Origin of the sequence: Microcella indica, assembly GCF_013414345.1 — a bacterium.
GTDB lineage: Bacteria > Actinomycetota > Actinomycetes > Actinomycetales > Microbacteriaceae > Microcella > Microcella indica.
This window is the reverse complement of record NZ_CP058670.1, coordinates 2,434,855-2,451,435: the sequence shown is the minus strand read 5'-3', so window position 1 is coordinate 2,451,435 and position 16,581 is coordinate 2,434,855. Positions and strand designations below refer to the sequence as shown.

The window sequence follows — 16,581 nt, the reverse complement described above, 5'->3', positions numbered from 1 at the left end:
CGGGCGGCGCTGTGGTCCGTCAGGGGCTGAGCAGGTAGTCCGCTCGCTCGAGCGTCGCCGCGATCGCGGCCGCGTTGCGCTCATCGGGGCCGAGAGCCCAGGCGCGTGCAGCATCCGGAGCCTTGCCGAAGGCGATGTGGCGCGCGATGAGCCGCTCGCGGCGAATGGCGTCGTCGACGACGATGCCGACGGTGGCATGTAGCAGCGGTGCGATCGCCTCCCAGCCGCCGTCATCGAGCAGCAGGTAGTTGCCCTCCACGATGACGGTCGACAACTCAGGACGCAGGGCCACGGCGTCAGCCACCGGCTCCTCGATCTCGCGGTCGAATCCGGGGGCGAGCACGGTTCGTCCTGAGTTGTCGACCTCGCGCAGGGTCGCCAGCAGGGTCGTGAAGCCGGCCACGTCGAACGTGTCGGGTGCGCCCATGCGGTCGCGGCGGCCGAGGTCTCGCAAGCGGGACTGCGGAAGGTGGAAGCCGTCCATCGGCAGCACCGCGGTGCCCGGCAGCGCGGCGGCGATCGTGGCGGCAACCGTCGACTTGCCCGCGCCGGGAGTGCCGGCCAGGCCGACGAGCAGGCGACCTGAGGCGGGCGGGTGATGGTCGCGTAGCCGCGCAACGACGGCCGCGAGAGCCGGGATACCGGCGAGACGTTCGGGCCGCGCGCGGTCGTCGGCGGTGCCGCCGCGCGCGCGGGTCATGAGGGCAGGACGCGGGCGATGCCGTGCGACCACGCGTCGTCGAGGGCGAACTCGGCCCACTCCCGGTACCCCTGCGCGCTCGGGTGGAAGTCGTCGGTGGCGAAGAACCCCTCGCTGTACGGCGGCAGCTCGGGTGACATATGCGCTCGCGGGAATCTCTCGAGAGCGCGACGAGCGGCCACGTCGAGCGCGCGGGCGTGCAGCGAGAGCGTGCTGCGCAGCGGCTCCGGCAGAATCTCGAAGCGATGGAAGGCGGGCAGCGCCCCGATGAGCACGATCGCACCAGGGTGCGCGGCGAAGATGTCGTGCAGGATGCGCTTCACGTCGCGCCGAAACGCCCGGTCGCTTCGCACCTGCATGGCGTCGTTCGCGCCGATGCTCAGCACGATGAGGTCGGCAGGCTCGCTCAGAGCCTCGGCCAGGTGGTCGTCGATGACGTCGCGCGCGGTCGCCCCATTGCGCCCCCGGGCGCGCCATCGCACTGGATGCTCGGTCCGCTCCGTGAGCCCCGCCGCGAGGTGCCCGGCGAGACCCTCGGAAGCATCGTCGACGCCCACGCCGACCGCCATCGAGTCGCCCAGCACGAGCAGCTGCAGCGGATCGGTGCCGCCACCGCCCTCCCACGGGCGCGGCGCCTCTGGCAGCTTCGGCACCGTGCGGCGCACCTTCACCGTCTGCGGCACGAGCACGGGGGCGAGCGCGAGAGCGATGGCCCGGCTCAGACGGCGGCCGCGCAGCGGTCGGGAAGACTGCGGGCCGGACGTCTGCGGGCGGGAGGTCGGGGGCACGGTCGCGAGTCTACGGGCGCGTCACGGCGACGAGCCGGGTCAGTGGTCGTCGAGCAGTCGCAGAAACCCGATGCTGTCGGCGTCGTCGACCGCGAAGGTGGCCCAGTCCTGGTAGCCGATCGCGCTCGGGTGAAAGTCGTCGCTCGCGAAGAAGCCGTCCGTGTACGGCGGGGGTGGCGGCGACATGTGGGCGCGGGGGTGGGCGTCGACGAGCGCGCGTGCCTCGCGCTCGAGGGCTTGCGAGTGCCGGTACAGGCTGCGCCGCAGCGGCTCGGGGAGCAGTCGGAACCGGAAGAAGGCCGGCAGGGACGACATGAGCAGTGCCGACTGGGGATGCTCGGCGAACGTTCTCTCGAGAATGCGTCGAATGTCGCGGCGGAAGGCGCGGGCCGAGCGCAGGGCGAGGGCGTCGTTGGCCCCGACCGTGAGGAAGACGAGGTCGTAGGGCCGCTCGAGGGCCGCGGCGAGGTACTGCCGCACGAGGTCGCGCGCGGTCGCCCCGTTGCGGCCCGCGGCCCACCACTGCACGGGTCGCCCGGTGCGGGCGGAGAGCGCTTCCGCCAGGCGACCGCCGAGCCCCAGCTCGGCGTGGTCGACGCCCACGCCGGCCGCGGTCGAGTCGCCGATGACCAGCAGGCGCAGCACTCGCTCGCTACCGCCACCCTCCCCGCCGGGGCCGTCGACCCTGCCCTCCCAGGGCAGGGGAGCGTCGGGCAGCCGCGGCGTCTCGCGGCGCAACCTGCGGCCCTGCCCGAGCAGCACGGGCGCTTGCGCGGCGGCGATCGCGCGGCTCAGCCGCAGCCGCCGCGGATGCCGGAAGTCATTCACGAGTGGCGAGTCTAGGCGCACCCACCCACCCGCCTCTGTGCCAGATCTGGCGCATATGGGCGCTCGAGCCCGAGGGTGAACGCCCTTTCGCGCCAGATCTGGCACAGGGGGTGCGGGTTACGCAGAGGCGAGGCGGATGCGCGTGCCCCATGGGTCGTCGAGCTCGAGGGTGCGGCCGTCGTCGCGCACGGCCACTCCGTGGTGCTGCAGACGCTCGGCGGTGGCGCCGAGCTCATCCGCGTTCGGCAGGGAGATGTCGACCTGGCCGAGCCCGAGCGCGGGCATCCGGCGGCCGGCACCGGCGCTGCGCCACACGTTCATCGCCATGTGGTGGTGGTAGCCGCCCGCGCTCACGAAGATCGCCTGCCCGCCGAACGAGGTCGTCAGGTCGAAGCCGAGCCGGTCGACGTAGAAGTCGCGTGCGGTCGCCGTGTCGCCGACGCTCAAGTGCACGTGGCCGACGACGCTCGGCGCGGTGCCGTGCGCGGCGAGCGCCTCCTCGGTGAGGTGCTCGCGCAGAAACGCGTTCGGGTCGAGGAACAGCGTGCTCATCTCGACCTGCCCGTGCACCCACGACCACTGAGTGCGGTCGCGATCCCAGTAGAGCTCGACGCCGTTGCCTTCGGGGTCGTCGAAGTAGAAGGCCTGGCTCACGAGGTGGTCGCTCGATCCGGTGAACCGCTGCGGATGCGCCGTCGCGACCGTGTACACCGCCGCGGCGAGCGCGGCTTGCGTCTCGAACAGGATCGCCGTGTGGAAGAGCCCGGCCTCGCGCGGCCCCGCATGCTTCAGGGTCGGGCTGTGCCGAAGAACGACGACGGGCACGGATGCTGCGCTCGCGTCGCCCACGCGCCCGAGCACGACGACCGGCCCGTCGGAGGTCAGCACGCTCAACCCCACCGCATCCCGGTAGTACGCCGTCATGGAATCGAGGTCGGCGACGTCGAGGGTGACGGCGCCCATGGCGGTGTCGGCGGCGAGCCGTGCGGAGTCGGTCATGCGTGCGTCAACGCGCGAGCATCCCGCCCCATTCCTCGGGCGCCGCGCCGCGGTGCCGCGCCCCCTGTGCCAGATCTGGCACGAACGGGCAGCAGCTCTCCCCGCGCGCGCCCTTTCGCGCCAGATCTGGCACAGGGGGCGCGGGACTACGGGGTGAGGCGGGCGAGGAGCTCGCGGTAGCGGGCCGCCGTGCGCGACACGATCTCGGGGGGCAGCGCGGGCGGGGTGCCGGTGCGATCCCAGTGGGACGCGAGCCAGTTGCGCACGATCTGCTTGTCGAAACTGTCGAGCCGCGAGGGCCCGCCCGCCGCATACAGCTCGGCATCCCAGTACCGCGAGCTGTCCGAGGTCAGCACCTCGTCGGCGAGGGTCAGCTCGCCCGTGCCAGGGTCGGTGCCGAACTCGAACTTGGTGTCGGCGAGGATCACCCCGCGCTCGGCGGCGAGAGCGCTCGCGCGCGCGAAGATCGCGAGCGACGCATCCCGCAGCGCTGCGGCGACCGGCGCACCCACGAGCTCGACCGAGCGCTCGAAGGTGATGTTCTCGTCGTGCTCACCCATCGGCGCTTTCCACGCGGGCGTGTAGATCGGCTCGGGCAGCTGGTCGCCGTCGCGCAGACCTGCCGGCAGGGGGATGCCGCACACGCTCTGCGTGGCCTGGTACTCGACCCAGCCGGATCCACTGAGGTAGCCGCGCACGACGCACTCGACGGGGTGCATGTCGAGCCGCCGCACGAGCATCGCGCGGTCGGCGACCTCGGCGGGAACCTCGGGCAGGTGGTCGCCCACCGCGAGGTGGTTGGGCATGTCGAGCTGGTCGAACCACCAGCGGCTCAGCTCGGTCAGCAGCGCGCCCTTGCCCGGGATGCCCGGCTCGAGCACGTGGTCGAACGCACTGACCCGATCACTCGCGATGACGAGCATGAGCGCCGGGTGTTCGGCGTGCTCGTAGAGGTCGCGCACCTTGCCCGAGTAGGCGTGCTGCCAGCCGAGCTGAGGGAGGGCATCCACGGGCATCAGGCCACGCGCGCCGCGATGTCGGTGCGGTACTGGCCGCCTTCGAGCTCCAGCAGCCCGATCGCCTCGTAGGCGCGCGCGCGGGCCTGCGCGAAGTCGGCGCCGGTGGCGACGACGCTCAGCACGCGACCGCCGGTGGCGACGTAGCCGTCGTCGGTGCGGGCGGTGGCGGCGTGGCACAGGTGCACGCCCTCGACGGCCTCGGCCGCGTCGATCCCGGTGAGGGGGCGGCCGGTCTGGGGGGACTCGGGGTAGCCCTCGCTCGCGAGCACGACGGTCACGCAGGCGTCGTCGCGGAACTCGGGCCGGGGCATCCCGCTCAATTGTCCGGTGGCGGCGGCGTACAGAAGCTCGCTCAGGGGGGTGGCGAGGCGCGGCAGCACGACCTGCGTCTCGGGGTCCCCGAAGCGCGCATTGAATTCGATGACGCGGATGCCCTGCTCGGTGACGATGAGGCCGCAGTAGAGCAGGCCGATGAAGGGGGTGCCCTCGGCGTCGAGCTGGCGGACGGTGGGCTCGGCGACCGTGCGGATCACCTCGTCGACGAAGCCCTCGGGAGCCCACGGCAGGGGAGAGTAGGCGCCCATGCCGCCCGTGTTGGGGCCGGCGTCGCCGTCGAGCGCGCGCTTGTAGTCCTGCGCGGGGCTCAGCGGCAGCACCGTGTGGCCGTCGCTCACGAAGAAGAGGGAGACCTCCTGGCCGGCGAGGAACTCTTCGACGAGCACCCCGCCCTGCTGCAGGTAGTTCTCGGCGTGGGCGAGAGCGGCGGCGCGGTCGTCGGTGACGATGACGCCTTTGCCGGCGGCGAGCCCGTCGGCCTTGACGACGTGCGGGGCGCCGAGCTCGTCGAGCGCGGCCTCCACCTCGGCGAGGGTGCCGGCGCGCACGGCACGACCGGTGGGTACGCCCGCGGTGTCCATGATGCGCTTGGCGAACGCCTTCGAGCCTTCGAGCTGCGCGGCGGCGGCGCCGGGCCCGAATACGGCGATGCCGCGCTGGCGCACGGCGTCGGCGACTCCCGCGACGAGCGGGGCCTCGGGCCCGATGATGAGCAGCTCGATGTCGTTGTCGACGCAGTAGTCGGCGACGACGGCGCCCTTGGTGGCGTCGAGCGCGACGGTCGGCACGACGGCGGCGATGCCGGCGTTGCCGGGCGCGGCCGTGATGTCGTGCGGTGTCGCGCTGTCTTCGCTGAGCAGTGCGGTGATGATGGCGTGCTCGCGCGCGCCCGAGCCGAGGACGAGGATTCTCACCCGCCCAGCCTACTGACGCTGCGCGCCGCTGCTCGGCGTACTCTCGGGGCATGGCCAGGCCCCGCATCGACGACGCCGAGGGACGCGCTGCCGTGCGGGCGGTCACCGAGGCGAGCTCTCCGGCCGCGGGGGGCGATACGGATGCTCCGCCCCCGCGCGAGACGCTCGCACTCGCCGTGCGCTACACGCTGCAGCTGCTCGCCGAGACGGCGCCGGGCCGCTCGGTGGAGGTGCGGGTTCCCCCGTTCGGCGCCGTGCAGGTCGTCGAGGGCGTGCGGCACACGCGCGGCACGCCGCCCAACGTCGTGGAGCTCGACGCGCAGACCTTCCTCGACATCGCGACCGGCGGCCTCTCGTGGTCGCAGGCCTCGCAGGCCGGTCGCGTGCGCGCGTCAGGCAGTCGCTCCGACCTGTCGGCGCTGTTCCCGCTCGAGCTGCCCTGAGCCGGAGCCCAGTCGCCGTGCGCGAGAATGGGGGCGTGAGCGACCAGCCGACCCCCGCATCCGAGCCCGCATCTGATCGCGACCGCGTCACGGTGCGCCGCGCGCCGCGCATCAGCGCCTTCCTCGTCGTCGGCGGCTTCCTCGGGTTCCTGGCGACGCTCATCGTCACGAGCCTGTTCGAGGCCGACCCCGGGGTGGGCTTCGCGGCCTCGCTCGCCTACTTCTCGCTCTACGGCGTCTCGGCCGGCGTGCTGGTCGGTGCCGTGCTCGCGGTGCTCGCCGATCGGCGCTCCCGCCGTCGCGCTCGCACGATCGAGATGGAGCGCGAAGAGGTGCCCGCTGAGCCGGAGACTGCTGAGCCTGACACTGCCGAGCCGGAGACTGCTGAGCCTGAGTCGCCCGGCGACGAGAACTAGCTGTTCTGGTTGGCCTCGACCCACGCGAGGTACTCGGGGCTCACGGTGCCGGTGATGTAGTCGCCGGTGAAGCAGCTCATCTCGAGCTCGGTGATGCCGCTGCCCTCGAGAATCGCCGCCTGCATGTCCTCCACCTCCTGGTAGATGAGGTGGTCTGCCCCCATCTCCTGGGCGATCTCGGGAATCTTGCGGCCGTGGGCCACGAGCTCGCGCGAGGTGGGCATGTTGATGCCGTAGACGTGCGGGTAGCGCACGGGCGGGGCCGCCGAGGTGAAGGTGACTTCATTGGCGCCGGCGGCGCGCGCCATCTCGACGATCTCGCGCGAGGTGGTGCCGCGCACGATCGAGTCGTCGACGATGAGGATGTTCTTGCCGGCGAACTCGCTCGACATGGCGTTGAGCTTCTGCTTGACGCTCTTCTTGCGCTCCGACTGCCCCGGCATGATGAACGTGCGGCCCACGTAGCGGTTCTTGTAGAAGCCTTCGCGGTACTCGATGCCGAGCTTCTGGGCGACCTGCATCGCGGCGGGCCTCGAGGAGTCGGGGATCGGCATGACGACGTCGATATTGCCCGTGGGGGCGTAGCGCTCGATCGAGGTCGCGAGCCGGTTGCCGAGCCGCAGGCGCGCCTCGTAGACGGAGATGCCGTTCATGACCGAGTCGGGCCGCGCGAGGTACACGTACTCGAACGAGCACGGCGCGAGGCGCGGGTTCGCGGCGCACTGGCGGGAGACCATCTCGCCGTTGGAGGCGATGAACACGGCCTCGCCGGGGGCGAGGTCGCGCACGATCTCGTAGTCGCCGGCTTCGAGCACGAGCGACTCGCTCGCGACGATCCATTCGTCGCCGGTGAGGCCCGTCGTGCGGCGCCCGAGCACGAGGGGGCGAATGCCGAACGGGTCGCGGAAGGCGAGTAGACCGTGGCCGGCGATGAGGGCGATGGCGGCGTATGAGCCTTCGACGCGCTCGTGCAGGCGGCTGATCGCGGCGAACACCTGGTCGGGGTCGAGATCCTCCCCGCTCACCTGCTGCTGCAGCTCGTGGGCGAGCACGTTGACGAGCAGCTCGGTGTCGCTATTGGTGTTGAGGTGCCGGCGGTCGACCTCGAACAGCTCGCGCGTGAGCTCGCGCGTGTTCGTGAGGTTGCCGTTGTGGACGAGGATGATGCCGTACGGCGCGTTCACGTAGAACGGCTGCGCCTCCTCCTCCTTGGAGGCGGAGCCGCGCGTCGCGTACCGCACGTGGCCGAGCCCCATCGTGCCGAGGAGCGAGCGCATGTCGCGCGTGCGGTAGGCCTCGCGCACCTGACCCTTCGCCTTGACGAAGTGCAGCACGCGCCCTTCGGCGGTCGCGATGCCGGTCGAATCCTGGCCCCGATGCTGCAGGAGGGCGAGTGCGTCGTAGACCTGCTGATTGACGGGGCTCGACGAGACGATCCCCACGATGCCGCACATGCGGTGCCTGCTCCAGACCGTAGAGTGGTGACTGCTTGCGACCAGTCTGGCAGACCGCGGATGGGATGAACGAATGACGAACTCCTACGCCGCGGCAGGCGTCGACACGGCCGCGGGGGATCGCGCCGTCGAGCTCATGAAGGCCTCCGTCACGGCCACGCACGGCCCCGAGATCGTCGGCGGCGTGGGCGGTTTCGCCGGGCTCTTCGACGCGAGCGCCCTGCTCGGCTACCGCCGCCCGCTCCTCGCCTCGAGCACCGACGGCGTCGGCACGAAGGTCGCGATCGCGCAGGCCCTCGACATTCACGACACGATCGGGCAGGACCTCGTGGCGATGGTCGTCGACGACATCGTCGTGGTCGGCGCGAAGCCCCTCGTCATGACCGACTACATCGCGTGCGGCAAGCTGCACCCCGAGCGCATCGCCGACATCGTGCGCGGCATCGCCGAGGCCTGCTCCGCGACGGGCACCGCCCTCGTCGGCGGTGAGACCGCTGAGCACCCCGGGCTCTTGGGGCCGGACGACTACGACGTCGCGGGCGCCGCGGTCGGCGTCGTCGAGGCCGATGAGCTGCTCGGCCCCGACCGCGTGCGCGACGGCGACGTGGTCGTCGGGATGGCGTCGAGCGGGCTGCACAGCAACGGCTTCTCGCTCGTGCGGCACATCTTGGCCGAGCGCGGCATCGGGTACCACGATGAGCTGGCCGAGTTCGGGGGCGTCGTGGGCGAGACGCTCCTGACTCCCACCGCGCTCTACACGGCGCCGTTGCTCGAGCTGCTCGCCGAGCATCCGGGAGCCGTTCACGCGCTCAGCCACGTGACCGGCGGCGGCCTCGCCGCGAACCTGGCGCGCGTGCTGCCCTTCGGCAGCTGGGTCGAGCTCGACCGCACGAGCTGGAGCCCGCCGAGCGTCTTCCGCGTGCTCGCCGACCTCGCCGGCGACAGCCTCGAGTCGACCGAGGGAACGTGGAACCTCGGTATCGGGATGCTCGCCGTCGTCGCGCAGGACCGTGCGGCCGACGTCGTCGCGGCTCTCGAGTCGCGCTCAGTGCCCGCATGGGTGGCGGGCAGCGTGTCGACTGCGGCGCGCGAATTCGACGGGTTCGAGCAGGGCGCCAAGGGCGTCACGGGGGGAGCCGCGCGGCTCGTCGGTTCCTACCGGGCCTGAGCGGAGCATCCGCTCGATCAGTGCGGCGCGAGCACCGCGACACCGTTCGCGCGGCACGCGTCGGCGAGGCGGTGGTCGTACGTGACGACGGCCTCCAGATCGTCCCCGAGGCCCAGCGCTGAAGCCAGGTGCAGAGCATCGAGAGCACGCAGTGTTCGAGGTTCGAGCCTCCCGGCCGCTTCACACACTTCGGTCGTCACCGGTACGAGTGTGAGCGCCTCGAGCACTTCACGTGCCGACACCAGGCGGTCTGGAGCACCGCGACGAACCGTGCGAAGGAGCTCGGTTCGCGTGAGGTCGCTGCTGACGGGTTCGACCGTCGATACGCGCGCGGCGTCTCGCAAGGCGGTCGTCTCAGGTTCTGCGACGACGAGCTTCACGAGTGCGGATGTGTCGAAGTACAGCGCCACGGATCAGTAGCGCTCGTCGTCGCGGATCTCGGCCAGGACGGGAGTCAGAGGCGGGGCCTCGGTTGGCGCGGGAAGCGAGGCGAGGTCACGACGCGCACGGCGCGCCGTGCCGTTGGCCAGCATGCGCTGCAGTGGCGATGCCGCGATCGAGGTCAGCTGCGCCACCGGGCGACCACGATCAGTGATCGTGACCGTCTCGCCGGCAGCCGCGTCGGCCACCACCGCGGACGCGTTCTGCTTGAGCGCTCGAATTCCGACTTCTGCCATGTTCTTCATTGTAGAACAATGGCCGAGATCACGGTGCAGGGATCAGTCAGTGGCTCCGCTGGGGAGTGTTGCCGCTGATGGATCGTTGGGATGGAGGGATGGGTGCACCCGCCAGCGTCACGCAGTCTGCGCGTCGTCTTCCGTCTCGTCGTCGTCCTCAACGAGGTGCGCCCACTTGTCTTCGTAGTCGGGTTCGCTCGAGGGCACGCCGAGCTCACGCTCGAGCGCGCTGAGGTTGGTGTTCGGGCTGGAGTACTTCAGCTCGCGTGCCACCTTGGTGTGCTTTGCCTTCTGTCGGCCGCGCCCCATGCGTGACCCCCTCACAAGTGTGTCGACGGATGGCCCGGTGAAGGACCGAGAGCGCCGAGTCGGGATGGTAGAAAAACTGTGGCGAAGTTTATCACGCGAGCCCTGCTCGACCAGCCTCCCTGCGGTGCTCGCGGTCGAGTGCGCCCGGTAGCCTATTCCGGGTGAGCGCGCCCGATCTGACCACCTCCTGCGTGGTCATCGGTGCGGGCCAAGCAGGTCTCTCGGTCGCCTTCTATCTGCGCCGCCTCGGCCTCGAGCCGGGCGAGGAGTTCGTGGTGCTCGATCGCGGGCCGCGCACGGGCGGCGCGTGGCAGCACCGTTGGGAGGCGCTGCGGCTCGGTTCGGCGCACCGCGTCAACGACCTGCCGGGCATGGACGAGCTCGGCCTGAGCTTCGAGACGGCCGACCACCACGCGCCCGCGCGCGACGTCGTCGCCGACTACTACGCGCAGTACGAGGAGCACTACGGCCTGCAGGTCGTGCGGCCCGCGTCGGTCACGCGCGTGGAGGATCTCGGCGGGCCGCTGCTCGTGCGCTTCGACACGGAGAACGGGCCGTTGGAGCTCGCCGGGTCGACGATCGTCAATGCGACCGGAACGTGGGGCTCGCCGTTCGTGCCGCATTATCCGGGCATCCGCGAATTCGAGGGCCGTCACGTGCACACGGCCGAGTACACGGATGCGACCGATTTCACGGATCAGGATGTCGTCGTCGTCGGGGCCGGTACGAGCGCTATCGGCTTCATTCTCGAGCTCGAGCCACACGCGCGCAGCATCACGTGGGCGACGCGGCGGCCGCCCCAGTTCCTCGACGAGGCCGTGCTCAACCTCGAGGCCGCCGAGAAGGCCGTCGCTGCGCAGGACGACGCGGCGCGCGCCGGTCGGGCGCTGCCGAGCATCGTGAGCGGCACGGGCGTGCCCCGCACGCGGCGCATCCAGGCGGCGGTCGATCGGGGCGTGCTCGAGTATCGGCCGATGTTCGACCGCATCGAGCCGGACGGTGTTCGCTGGGACGAGTTCGACGTCTTCCAGCCGGCGCAGGCGATCGTGTGGGCGACGGGCTTCCGCCCCGAGCTGCGGCACCTCGCCCCCCTCAAGCTGCGCGAGAAGGAGGGCGGCGTGACCGTCGCGAGCCACCACTCGGAGCGCGATCCGCGCGTCTTCTTCGCCGGCTACGGGCCCGCTGCCTCGACCATCGGCGCGAACCGGGCCGGGCGCAACATCGCGCGGCAGGTCGTCGCGACGCTCAGCAAGATGGGACGGTAGGCATGGACCTGATCACGATCGTGCTCATCGTGACGCCCATCGTGCTCGGGGTGATCCTGCTCGTCATCGGGGTGATCTTCTTCACCGTGGTGATACCGCCGACGCGGCAGAAGCTGGCGGAGCGGCGCGCTGCTGACGCTGCCGAGCGCGAGGCGAGTGAGAGCTCAGACGAGTAGCAACGCGGCGGTGAGCCCGAGGAGCGTGGCAGGAACGGCGAGGGCGAGGTTGAGGGCGACGCTCGCGGTTGCAGCGCGGTGCTTGCCCTCCGACACGAGCTGGATCGTCTCGACGGCGAACGTGCTGAAGGTCGTGAGGCCCCCGCACACGCCGCTCACGATGATCAGCTGCACGGTGGGGTCGAGCGGGGCGGCGAGCGCGAGCCCGGCCACGAATGACCCGACGACGTTGACCACGAGCACTCCCCACGGGATGCGACCGCGGCCCGCGAGGCTCACCGAGGTGAGCTGACGGAGGACGGCGCCGAGGGCTCCGCCCACGGCGACGGCAAGCAGCACGAGGGGGGTCACTCCTCAACCTCCACCATGGAGGGCGAACCACCGGACGCGAGCCGGGAACCGGGAACCGAGGACGAGGCCGAGCCAGGCGGCGAGCATCCCGAACCCGATGCTGAGCACGATCGACAGGATCGCGCCCACGACATCGCCGTTTTGTGCGAGGGCGACGATCGAGACGGCGAGCGCCGAGAACGTCGTGAACGACCCCAGGATGCCCGGCCCCAGCCCCACGCGCACCCAGCCCGGCACGCGAGGCCAGAGGGCCGCGACGAGCAGGCCGAGCACGAAGGCTCCGACGACGTTGACGAGCAGGGTGCTGAGGGCGAACTCCTCCAGGTCGTGCACGATCGCCACGTCGAGGAGCACGCGCAGGGTCGTGCCGATGAGGCCGCCGACGAACACGGCGAGCAGGTCGCGTGGGGACGCGCCCGCCCTGCTGCGTACCGGTGCCGTCACCTGCGCGAGCCTAGCCCCGCCGGGCCCGATGCGCGGGACCAACGGCCCTGCCGACGCCGAGGTGCGCTCATTACACTGGCCGGGTGACTGACGCCGCGCCCTCAGCCGATCGGCCGCGGCGTCGGCGGCTCTGGCCGTGGATCGTCGGCGGCTTGCTCGCGATCGTGCTCGTGCTCGTCGCCCTCGTCGTCGTGCCCATCCTGCTCGCGACGCCGCAGGGCTCCTCCGGGCAGGCGCGCGTCGACGGGTATCCGACGAGCGTCACCGCCACCGGGGACGACGAGCGCACGCGCACCCTCACCGTCGCCACACCCGACGGGGATGCGCCCCAGCTCGACTCCGTCAGCGCGGGCGACCGCCTCGTGGTCACGGGCGACGGGTTCGACGGGTCGCGTGGCCTCTACGTGGCCGTGTGCGCGATACCCGAGCAGCTCGACGGCAAGCCCGGCCCGTGCCTCGGAGGCGTCGGCTCGCAGGAGGTCGAAGAGTTCGAGGAAGGCGTCGTGCAGTACGCCGCCTCCAACTGGATCAACGAAGCCTTCGCCTGGCGGCTCTTCGGCGCGCGCTCCTTCGACGACGGCGAGGCCGGCACCTTCACCGCCTACATCGAGCTGCCGCCCGCCGCTGACGAGAACGTCGACTGCCGCGAGGTCGAGTGCGGGCTGTACACGCGCAACGACCACACGGCGTCGGCCGACCGCGTGCAAGACCTCTACGTGCCGCTGCGCTGGGCTGAGTAACCGCGCCTAACGCACGAGCCTCAGCACGTCGGCGCGCAGGCGCGACAACCGCGACTCGAGCTCGTCGACTGCGCCCTCGAGCTCGTCTCCGCGCGCCGCCGCCGAGCGCAGCTCCGTGCGCACGTCCTGACGAAACTCGGCGAGCAGCACCTCGGCGCGCTGCACCTGAGCCCGAGCATCCGACCGCGACTCGTGCAGCGTCGAATGCAGCGACGTCGTCGCATCCCGCACCGCCTCGTGAGCCTCCCGTGCGGCGTCACGCGCGGCGCTCGACGCCGTCGCCGACGATGCGGCACCCGCCTCGCGACCCGCAGCAAGCTCGGCCCGCAGCGTCGTCATCGCCTCCGACACCGACGCGCGCACCTCGTCGGCCAGGCGCCGCACCGAATCGCCGATGCCGTTCTCGATGCCCTCCAGCTCGTCGCGCCGGTCGTTGAGCTCGGCCCGCCCCGCATCGGTGAGCGCGTAGACCGTCTTGCGGCCGTCCGACTCCTTCGTGACGAGCCCCTCCGTCTCGAGCTTCGCCAGGCGCGGATAGATCGTGCCCGCCGACGGCACGTACGTGCCCCCGAAGCGGTCGCTCAGCGCCTGGATGATCTCGTAGCCGTGCATCGGCCGCTCGTCGAGCACGAACAGCAGGTACAGGCGCAAGTGACCGTGGCCGAAGACCGCGGGGCTCATGAGGCGGCCTCCGAAGCGGCAGGCTCGCCATCCGCAGCGGCATCACCGGATGCTGCGCGCACCGTGTGCACGACCGACACGTCACCCGACACCGAGTGGGCGCGCACCTCCGTGAACGACCCCGCCAACTCGCCGTAGCGACCCGTGTACTGGCCCTTCACCCCGCTGATCTGCGCGTCGTCCAGCTGCAGCCGACCGCTCAGGGTGCTGATCGAGTACTGGGCCGGGCGGCCCGCGTCGAGCCGCACCGTCAGGTCGCCCGACACCGTGCTGTTGCGCACCCGATCGGGCCCGCCGTGCAGGTCGGCCACCACGTGCGCCGAGACGCCGTCGCACATGAACCGGCGAATCTCACCAGACGCCGTCACGTCGCCGCTCACCGTCTGCACCGTCAGATCGCCGTGCAGCCCGCGCACCGACACCTCGCCGTTCACCGCGTGCACCGACACGTCGCCGACGACCCCGTCGAGCACCACGTCGCCGTTCACCGTGTTGACGGTCACCTCGGAGTGCAGCCCGCTGATGAGGCCCTCCGCCGACACGGCGTTGAACGAGAGCGTCGCCGTACGCGGCACCAGGATGCTCACCTCTGCCCGCGCCTTCACCCCGAACAGGCGGAAGTTCTCGAAGAAGGTCTCCCACTTCAGCTGCGGGTGGTCGATCACGAGTGTGTCGCCCTCGAGCGCCACCTTGAGGTCGCGACCCGACACCGAGTGCACCTCCACGCGGGCGCCCGGCTCGTCGTCGCCGACGATGTCGATCTGCCCGCCGATCAAGCCCACCTTCAGCCGCCGCACGATCTCCAGATCGATGACGGTCGGGTCGGTGACGATCCAGGTCTCCTGGGCCATAGACGTGCTCCTCGTTCGAGCCCCGGCGGGGCATCCATAACGCGATATATCGCGTGTTCGGAACTCACGATATATCGCGAGCGCGACCTGCGCAAGAGGGAGCCCCGGACTGGTCCGACCCAGGGCGCCACGCCGCGCCTAATCACGCCGAAAGTGACAAACCACGCGAAACATTCCACGTGGTTTGTCACTTTCGGCCACGCGAGCAGCCGAGTCGCGCACGTCACCGGGAGCTCGCGTCGCGAATGTCTTGACCTTGACGCAGCGTCAACCTCTAGCGTGGGGCTCGCACCCGACCGCCGGGTGTTGTGAGAGTCGAAGGAGAGCGCGATGCAGTGGTCGATCCAGGAGATCGCCCGACTCGCGGGCGTCACGAGCCGCACCCTGCGGCACTACGACGACGTCGGACTGCTGCCCCCGACGAGCATCGGCACCAACGGGTACCGGTACTACGACGAGGCGGCGCTCACGCGCCTGCAGCGCATCCTCATGCTGCGCGAGCTCGGGCTCGGCCTGCCCGCGATCGCCGAGGTGATCGCCGGTCAGGCCGACGACGCCCGCGCGCTCGTCACCCACCTGCGCTGGCTCGAGAACGAGCGGGCGCGGGTCGAGCGGCAGATCGCGAGCGTGACCACGACCATTCGGAAGACGGAAGGAGGTGAACAACTGATGGCAGAAGAGATGTTGGACGGATTCGACCACACCGTCTACAAGGACGAGGTGGTCGAGCGCTGGGGCGCCGACGCCTCCGCGCGCAGCGACCGCTGGTGGCGCGAGCTGGGGGCCGACGGCCAGGCGCGATTCCAGGCTGAAGCAACCGAGATTCAGCGCGGCTACGCGGGCGCGGCCGAAGCGGGAGAGCCCGCCGACGCCCCGAGCGTGCAAGCGCTCACCGCGCGGCACTACGCGTGGGTGCGCGCGGGCTGGGGCGGCACGGCGCCGAGCGCCGAGGCGTACCTCGGGCTCGGCGACATGTACGTGGCCGACCCGCGCTTCGCGCAGCACTACGGCGGCGCCGACGGTGCCGCGTACGTGCGCGAGGCGATGCGCGTCTACGCGCGGAACGAACTCGCGTAGTAGCCGTGGTGCGAGCGGACGGGTAGGGGCCCATGCCCGTCCCTCGCGATCACCTCGACCGTCGCGACGATCGCCCACACCGCGAGGCCGGCGAGGGCCGTGGTGAGCGCGATCACGAGCCCACCACCACGATCGGCGCCGTCGGGTTCGTGGGGTCGTCAGGGTTCGGGCGAGGCGCACCAGGCTGGAGCGGGCCGGCGACGGGCGTAGCCGCCGACCCGCGGTCTGCAGAAGCCGTCGCGGGTGCTGGCGCAGCAGGTGCGGCACTAGCGGCACCGGCAGCAGCGGCACCGGAGTGCGCAGCATCTGACGGCAACGGCACGCGCAACCGCGGCAGCGTCACGTGCACCATGGGCCCGATGAGCAGCGCGAACGCGACCGTGCCGAGCCCGACGTTGCCGCCGAGCAGCCAGCCGATCGTTAGCACCGTGAGCTCGATCGTGCCGCGCACCGCCCAGATCGGAAACCCGAAGCGCGCGTGCGCGCCCGTCATGAGGCCGTCGCGCGGCCCCGGGCCGAACCCCGCGCCCACGTAGAGACCGGTCGCCACGGCCAGCAGGGCGAGGCCGCCGCCGAAGATGAGGATGCGCGCCCACAGCTCCTCGGGAACCTCGAACGCCCACAGCCCCACCTCGAGGGCCGGCCCCACGAGCAGCACGTTGAGCACCGTGCCGATACCGGGCTTCTGCCGCAGCGGAATCCACAGCAGCAGCACGAGGGCGCCAATCAGCACCGTGACCAGTCCAATTCCCCACCCCGTCTGCAGGTCGGCGCCCTGGGCGAAGACCGTCCACGGGTCGAGCCCGACGGCCGCCTCGATCATGAGAGCCAGGGCGATTCCATAGAGGAAGAGCCCGATGAAGAGCTGCGTCCAGCGGCGCACGAGGAGACGAGGAGCAGGGTGCTGGAGCGACGACATGACCACAGTCCACCGCGTGAGTGGAC

Annotated in this window: 24 protein-coding genes; 8 read left to right on the top strand and 16 right to left on the bottom strand. The window is 71.2% G+C overall.

Annotated elements, in window-relative coordinates; genetic code table 11:
- Window positions 1–19: 19 nt before the first annotated feature.
- The 6 genes from HUJ41_RS11965 to purD all read right to left on the bottom strand — a co-directional run bounded on the left by HUJ41_RS11965 (window position 20) and on the right by purD (window position 5,584).
- A complete protein-coding gene (locus HUJ41_RS11965) occupies window positions 20–700 on the bottom strand; it encodes a nucleoside/nucleotide kinase family protein (RefSeq protein ID WP_179872729.1) in 681 nt (226 codons plus the stop codon).
- Window positions 697–1,488, bottom strand: coding sequence for an SGNH/GDSL hydrolase family protein (locus HUJ41_RS11960; RefSeq protein ID WP_179872728.1), 792 nt, complete (start codon window positions 1,486–1,488; stop codon window positions 697–699). The genes HUJ41_RS11965 and HUJ41_RS11960 overlap by 4 nt, the downstream gene beginning before the upstream one ends.
- 39 nt (window positions 1,489–1,527) lie before the next feature.
- On the bottom strand, window positions 1,528–2,316 hold the full coding sequence (locus tag HUJ41_RS11955; RefSeq protein ID WP_179872727.1) for an SGNH/GDSL hydrolase family protein: 789 nt from the start codon (window positions 2,314–2,316) through the stop codon (window positions 1,528–1,530).
- Between the two features lie 117 nt (window positions 2,317–2,433).
- Window positions 2,434–3,315 carry a VOC family protein gene (locus tag HUJ41_RS11950; RefSeq protein ID WP_179872726.1) on the bottom strand — a complete coding sequence of 294 codons (882 nt, stop codon included), beginning with the start codon at window positions 3,313–3,315 and terminating at the stop codon, window positions 2,434–2,436.
- A gap of 146 nt (window positions 3,316–3,461) precedes the next feature.
- Window positions 3,462–4,331 (bottom strand): phosphoribosylaminoimidazolesuccinocarboxamide synthase, encoded by an 870-nt coding sequence (locus tag HUJ41_RS11945; protein WP_179872725.1) that lies wholly within the window; start codon window positions 4,329–4,331, stop codon window positions 3,462–3,464.
- Window positions 4,331–5,584 (bottom strand): phosphoribosylamine--glycine ligase, encoded by a 1,254-nt coding sequence (gene purD / locus HUJ41_RS11940; protein WP_179872724.1) that lies wholly within the window; start codon window positions 5,582–5,584, stop codon window positions 4,331–4,333. Before purD ends, HUJ41_RS11945 begins: the two co-directional genes overlap by 1 nt.
- A 50-nt stretch (window positions 5,585–5,634) precedes the next feature.
- Here purD and HUJ41_RS11935 point away from each other — a divergent pair, with 50 nt between their 5' ends.
- The gene (locus HUJ41_RS11935; RefSeq protein ID WP_179872723.1) at window positions 5,635–6,027 is read left to right on the top strand and encodes a sterol carrier family protein; all 393 of its coding nucleotides are present in this window, start codon (window positions 5,635–5,637) and stop codon (window positions 6,025–6,027) included.
- A 35-nt stretch (window positions 6,028–6,062) separates the two neighbouring features.
- Window positions 6,063–6,443, top strand: a complete 381-nt coding sequence (locus tag HUJ41_RS11930; protein ID WP_179872722.1) for a hypothetical protein — start codon at window positions 6,063–6,065, stop codon at window positions 6,441–6,443.
- On the opposite strand, the gene purF is transcribed toward HUJ41_RS11930, so the two are convergent.
- Window positions 6,440–7,897 carry an amidophosphoribosyltransferase gene (gene purF, locus HUJ41_RS11925; protein WP_179872721.1) on the bottom strand — a complete coding sequence of 486 codons (1,458 nt, stop codon included), beginning with the start codon at window positions 7,895–7,897 and terminating at the stop codon, window positions 6,440–6,442. The two genes, HUJ41_RS11930 and purF, sit on opposite strands and share 4 nt — an antisense overlap.
- A gap of 73 nt (window positions 7,898–7,970) precedes the next feature.
- Between purF and purM the strand changes: the two genes are divergently transcribed.
- Complete coding sequence (gene purM, locus HUJ41_RS11920; protein WP_179872720.1) at window positions 7,971–9,065, top strand: phosphoribosylformylglycinamidine cyclo-ligase; 1,095 nt, start codon at window positions 7,971–7,973, stop codon at window positions 9,063–9,065.
- A gap of 17 nt (window positions 9,066–9,082) precedes the next feature.
- Here purM and HUJ41_RS11915 read toward each other — a convergent pair whose 3' ends face one another.
- Window positions 9,083–9,409, bottom strand: a complete 327-nt coding sequence (locus tag HUJ41_RS11915) for a type II toxin-antitoxin system VapC family toxin (RefSeq protein WP_224744630.1) — start codon at window positions 9,407–9,409, stop codon at window positions 9,083–9,085.
- On the opposite strand from HUJ41_RS11915, the gene HUJ41_RS12880 reads away from it, so the two are divergent.
- Window positions 9,357–9,485, top strand: coding sequence for a hypothetical protein (locus tag HUJ41_RS12880; RefSeq protein WP_255508267.1), 129 nt, complete (start codon window positions 9,357–9,359; stop codon window positions 9,483–9,485). The genes HUJ41_RS11915 and HUJ41_RS12880 overlap by 53 nt on opposite strands.
- Here HUJ41_RS12880 and HUJ41_RS11910 read toward each other — a convergent pair.
- Together HUJ41_RS11910 and HUJ41_RS11905 are read right to left on the bottom strand one after the other, a co-directional pair.
- Window positions 9,479–9,742: a type II toxin-antitoxin system Phd/YefM family antitoxin gene (locus tag HUJ41_RS11910; RefSeq protein WP_179872718.1), complete on the bottom strand. Its 264-nt coding sequence runs from the start codon at window positions 9,740–9,742 to the stop codon at window positions 9,479–9,481. The two genes, HUJ41_RS12880 and HUJ41_RS11910, sit on opposite strands and share 7 nt — an antisense overlap.
- A gap of 117 nt (window positions 9,743–9,859) precedes the next feature.
- Window positions 9,860–10,051, bottom strand: a complete 192-nt coding sequence (locus HUJ41_RS11905; protein WP_152583838.1) for a DUF3073 domain-containing protein — start codon at window positions 10,049–10,051, stop codon at window positions 9,860–9,862.
- A 161-nt stretch (window positions 10,052–10,212) separates the two neighbouring features.
- Here HUJ41_RS11905 and HUJ41_RS11900 point away from each other — a divergent pair, with 161 nt between their 5' ends.
- Window positions 10,213–11,316, top strand: a complete 1,104-nt coding sequence (locus tag HUJ41_RS11900; RefSeq protein ID WP_179872717.1) for an NAD(P)-binding domain-containing protein — start codon at window positions 10,213–10,215, stop codon at window positions 11,314–11,316.
- Between the two features lie 2 nt (window positions 11,317–11,318).
- Window positions 11,319–11,492 (top strand): hypothetical protein, encoded by a 174-nt coding sequence (locus tag HUJ41_RS11895; protein WP_179872716.1) that lies wholly within the window; start codon window positions 11,319–11,321, stop codon window positions 11,490–11,492.
- On the opposite strand, the gene crcB is transcribed toward HUJ41_RS11895, so the two are convergent.
- Together crcB and HUJ41_RS11885 are read right to left on the bottom strand one after the other, a co-directional pair.
- Window positions 11,481–11,843 carry a fluoride efflux transporter CrcB gene (gene crcB / locus HUJ41_RS11890; protein ID WP_218925616.1) on the bottom strand — a complete coding sequence of 121 codons (363 nt, stop codon included), beginning with the start codon at window positions 11,841–11,843 and terminating at the stop codon, window positions 11,481–11,483. The genes HUJ41_RS11895 and crcB overlap by 12 nt on opposite strands.
- 3 nt (window positions 11,844–11,846) lie before the next feature.
- Complete coding sequence (locus HUJ41_RS11885; protein ID WP_179872715.1) at window positions 11,847–12,287, bottom strand: fluoride efflux transporter FluC; 441 nt, start codon at window positions 12,285–12,287, stop codon at window positions 11,847–11,849.
- Between the two features lie 83 nt (window positions 12,288–12,370).
- On the opposite strand from HUJ41_RS11885, the gene HUJ41_RS11880 reads away from it, so the two are divergent.
- Entirely contained in the window at window positions 12,371–13,027 is a 657-nt protein-coding gene (locus HUJ41_RS11880) for a hypothetical protein (RefSeq protein ID WP_179872714.1), read from the top strand.
- Window positions 13,028–13,033: 6 nt separating this feature from the next.
- Here the strand turns inward: HUJ41_RS11880 and HUJ41_RS11875 are convergent, their stop codons facing one another.
- Together HUJ41_RS11875 and HUJ41_RS11870 are read right to left on the bottom strand one after the other, a co-directional pair.
- Window positions 13,034–13,708: a PadR family transcriptional regulator gene (locus HUJ41_RS11875; RefSeq protein ID WP_179872713.1), complete on the bottom strand. Its 675-nt coding sequence runs from the start codon at window positions 13,706–13,708 to the stop codon at window positions 13,034–13,036.
- Window positions 13,705–14,559 carry a DUF4097 family beta strand repeat-containing protein gene (locus tag HUJ41_RS11870; RefSeq protein WP_179872712.1) on the bottom strand — a complete coding sequence of 285 codons (855 nt, stop codon included), beginning with the start codon at window positions 14,557–14,559 and terminating at the stop codon, window positions 13,705–13,707. The genes HUJ41_RS11875 and HUJ41_RS11870 overlap by 4 nt, the downstream gene beginning before the upstream one ends.
- A gap of 330 nt (window positions 14,560–14,889) precedes the next feature.
- Here HUJ41_RS11870 and HUJ41_RS11865 point away from each other — a divergent pair, with 330 nt between their 5' ends.
- A complete protein-coding gene (locus HUJ41_RS11865; RefSeq protein ID WP_179872711.1) occupies window positions 14,890–15,636 on the top strand; it encodes a MerR family transcriptional regulator in 747 nt (248 codons plus the stop codon).
- Here HUJ41_RS11865 and HUJ41_RS11860 read toward each other — a convergent pair.
- Both HUJ41_RS11860 and yczE read right to left on the bottom strand, forming a co-directional pair.
- Window positions 15,612–15,752, bottom strand: coding sequence for a hypothetical protein (locus HUJ41_RS11860; RefSeq protein WP_179872710.1), 141 nt, complete (start codon window positions 15,750–15,752; stop codon window positions 15,612–15,614). The genes HUJ41_RS11865 and HUJ41_RS11860 overlap by 25 nt on opposite strands.
- The gene (yczE, locus tag HUJ41_RS11855) at window positions 15,749–16,555 is read right to left on the bottom strand and encodes a membrane protein YczE (protein WP_218925615.1); all 807 of its coding nucleotides are present in this window, start codon (window positions 16,553–16,555) and stop codon (window positions 15,749–15,751) included. Before yczE ends, HUJ41_RS11860 begins: the two co-directional genes overlap by 4 nt.
- Between the last annotated feature and the right edge of the window lie 26 nt (window positions 16,556–16,581).

Excerpts from the sequence above, each read along its gene's own strand:
- purM (WP_179872720.1), top strand. The coding sequence starts at position 7,971 with ATGACGAACTCCTACGCCGCGGCAGGCGTCGACACGGCCGCGGGGGAT.
- yczE (WP_218925615.1), bottom strand. The coding sequence starts at position 16,555 with ATGTCGTCGCTCCAGCACCCTGCTCCTCGTCTCCTCGTGCGCCGCTGG.
- HUJ41_RS11870 (WP_179872712.1), bottom strand. The coding sequence starts at position 14,559 with ATGGCCCAGGAGACCTGGATCGTCACCGACCCGACCGTCATCGATCTG.
- HUJ41_RS11965 (WP_179872729.1), bottom strand. The coding sequence starts at position 700 with ATGACCCGCGCGCGCGGCGGCACCGCCGACGACCGCGCGCGGCCCGAA.
- purF (WP_179872721.1), bottom strand. The coding sequence starts at position 7,897 with ATGTGCGGCATCGTGGGGATCGTCTCGTCGAGCCCCGTCAATCAGCAG.
- HUJ41_RS11865 (WP_179872711.1), top strand. The coding sequence starts at position 14,890 with ATGCAGTGGTCGATCCAGGAGATCGCCCGACTCGCGGGCGTCACGAGC.
- HUJ41_RS11950 (WP_179872726.1), bottom strand. The coding sequence starts at position 3,315 with ATGACCGACTCCGCACGGCTCGCCGCCGACACCGCCATGGGCGCCGTC.
- HUJ41_RS11945 (WP_179872725.1), bottom strand. The coding sequence starts at position 4,331 with ATGCCCGTGGATGCCCTCCCTCAGCTCGGCTGGCAGCACGCCTACTCG.
- HUJ41_RS11935 (WP_179872723.1), top strand. The coding sequence starts at position 5,635 with ATGGCCAGGCCCCGCATCGACGACGCCGAGGGACGCGCTGCCGTGCGG.
- HUJ41_RS11875 (WP_179872713.1), bottom strand. The coding sequence starts at position 13,708 with ATGAGCCCCGCGGTCTTCGGCCACGGTCACTTGCGCCTGTACCTGCTG.
- HUJ41_RS11905 (WP_152583838.1), bottom strand. The coding sequence starts at position 10,051 with ATGGGGCGCGGCCGACAGAAGGCAAAGCACACCAAGGTGGCACGCGAG.
- HUJ41_RS11895 (WP_179872716.1), top strand. The coding sequence starts at position 11,319 with ATGGACCTGATCACGATCGTGCTCATCGTGACGCCCATCGTGCTCGGG.
- HUJ41_RS11910 (WP_179872718.1), bottom strand. The coding sequence starts at position 9,742 with ATGGCAGAAGTCGGAATTCGAGCGCTCAAGCAGAACGCGTCCGCGGTG.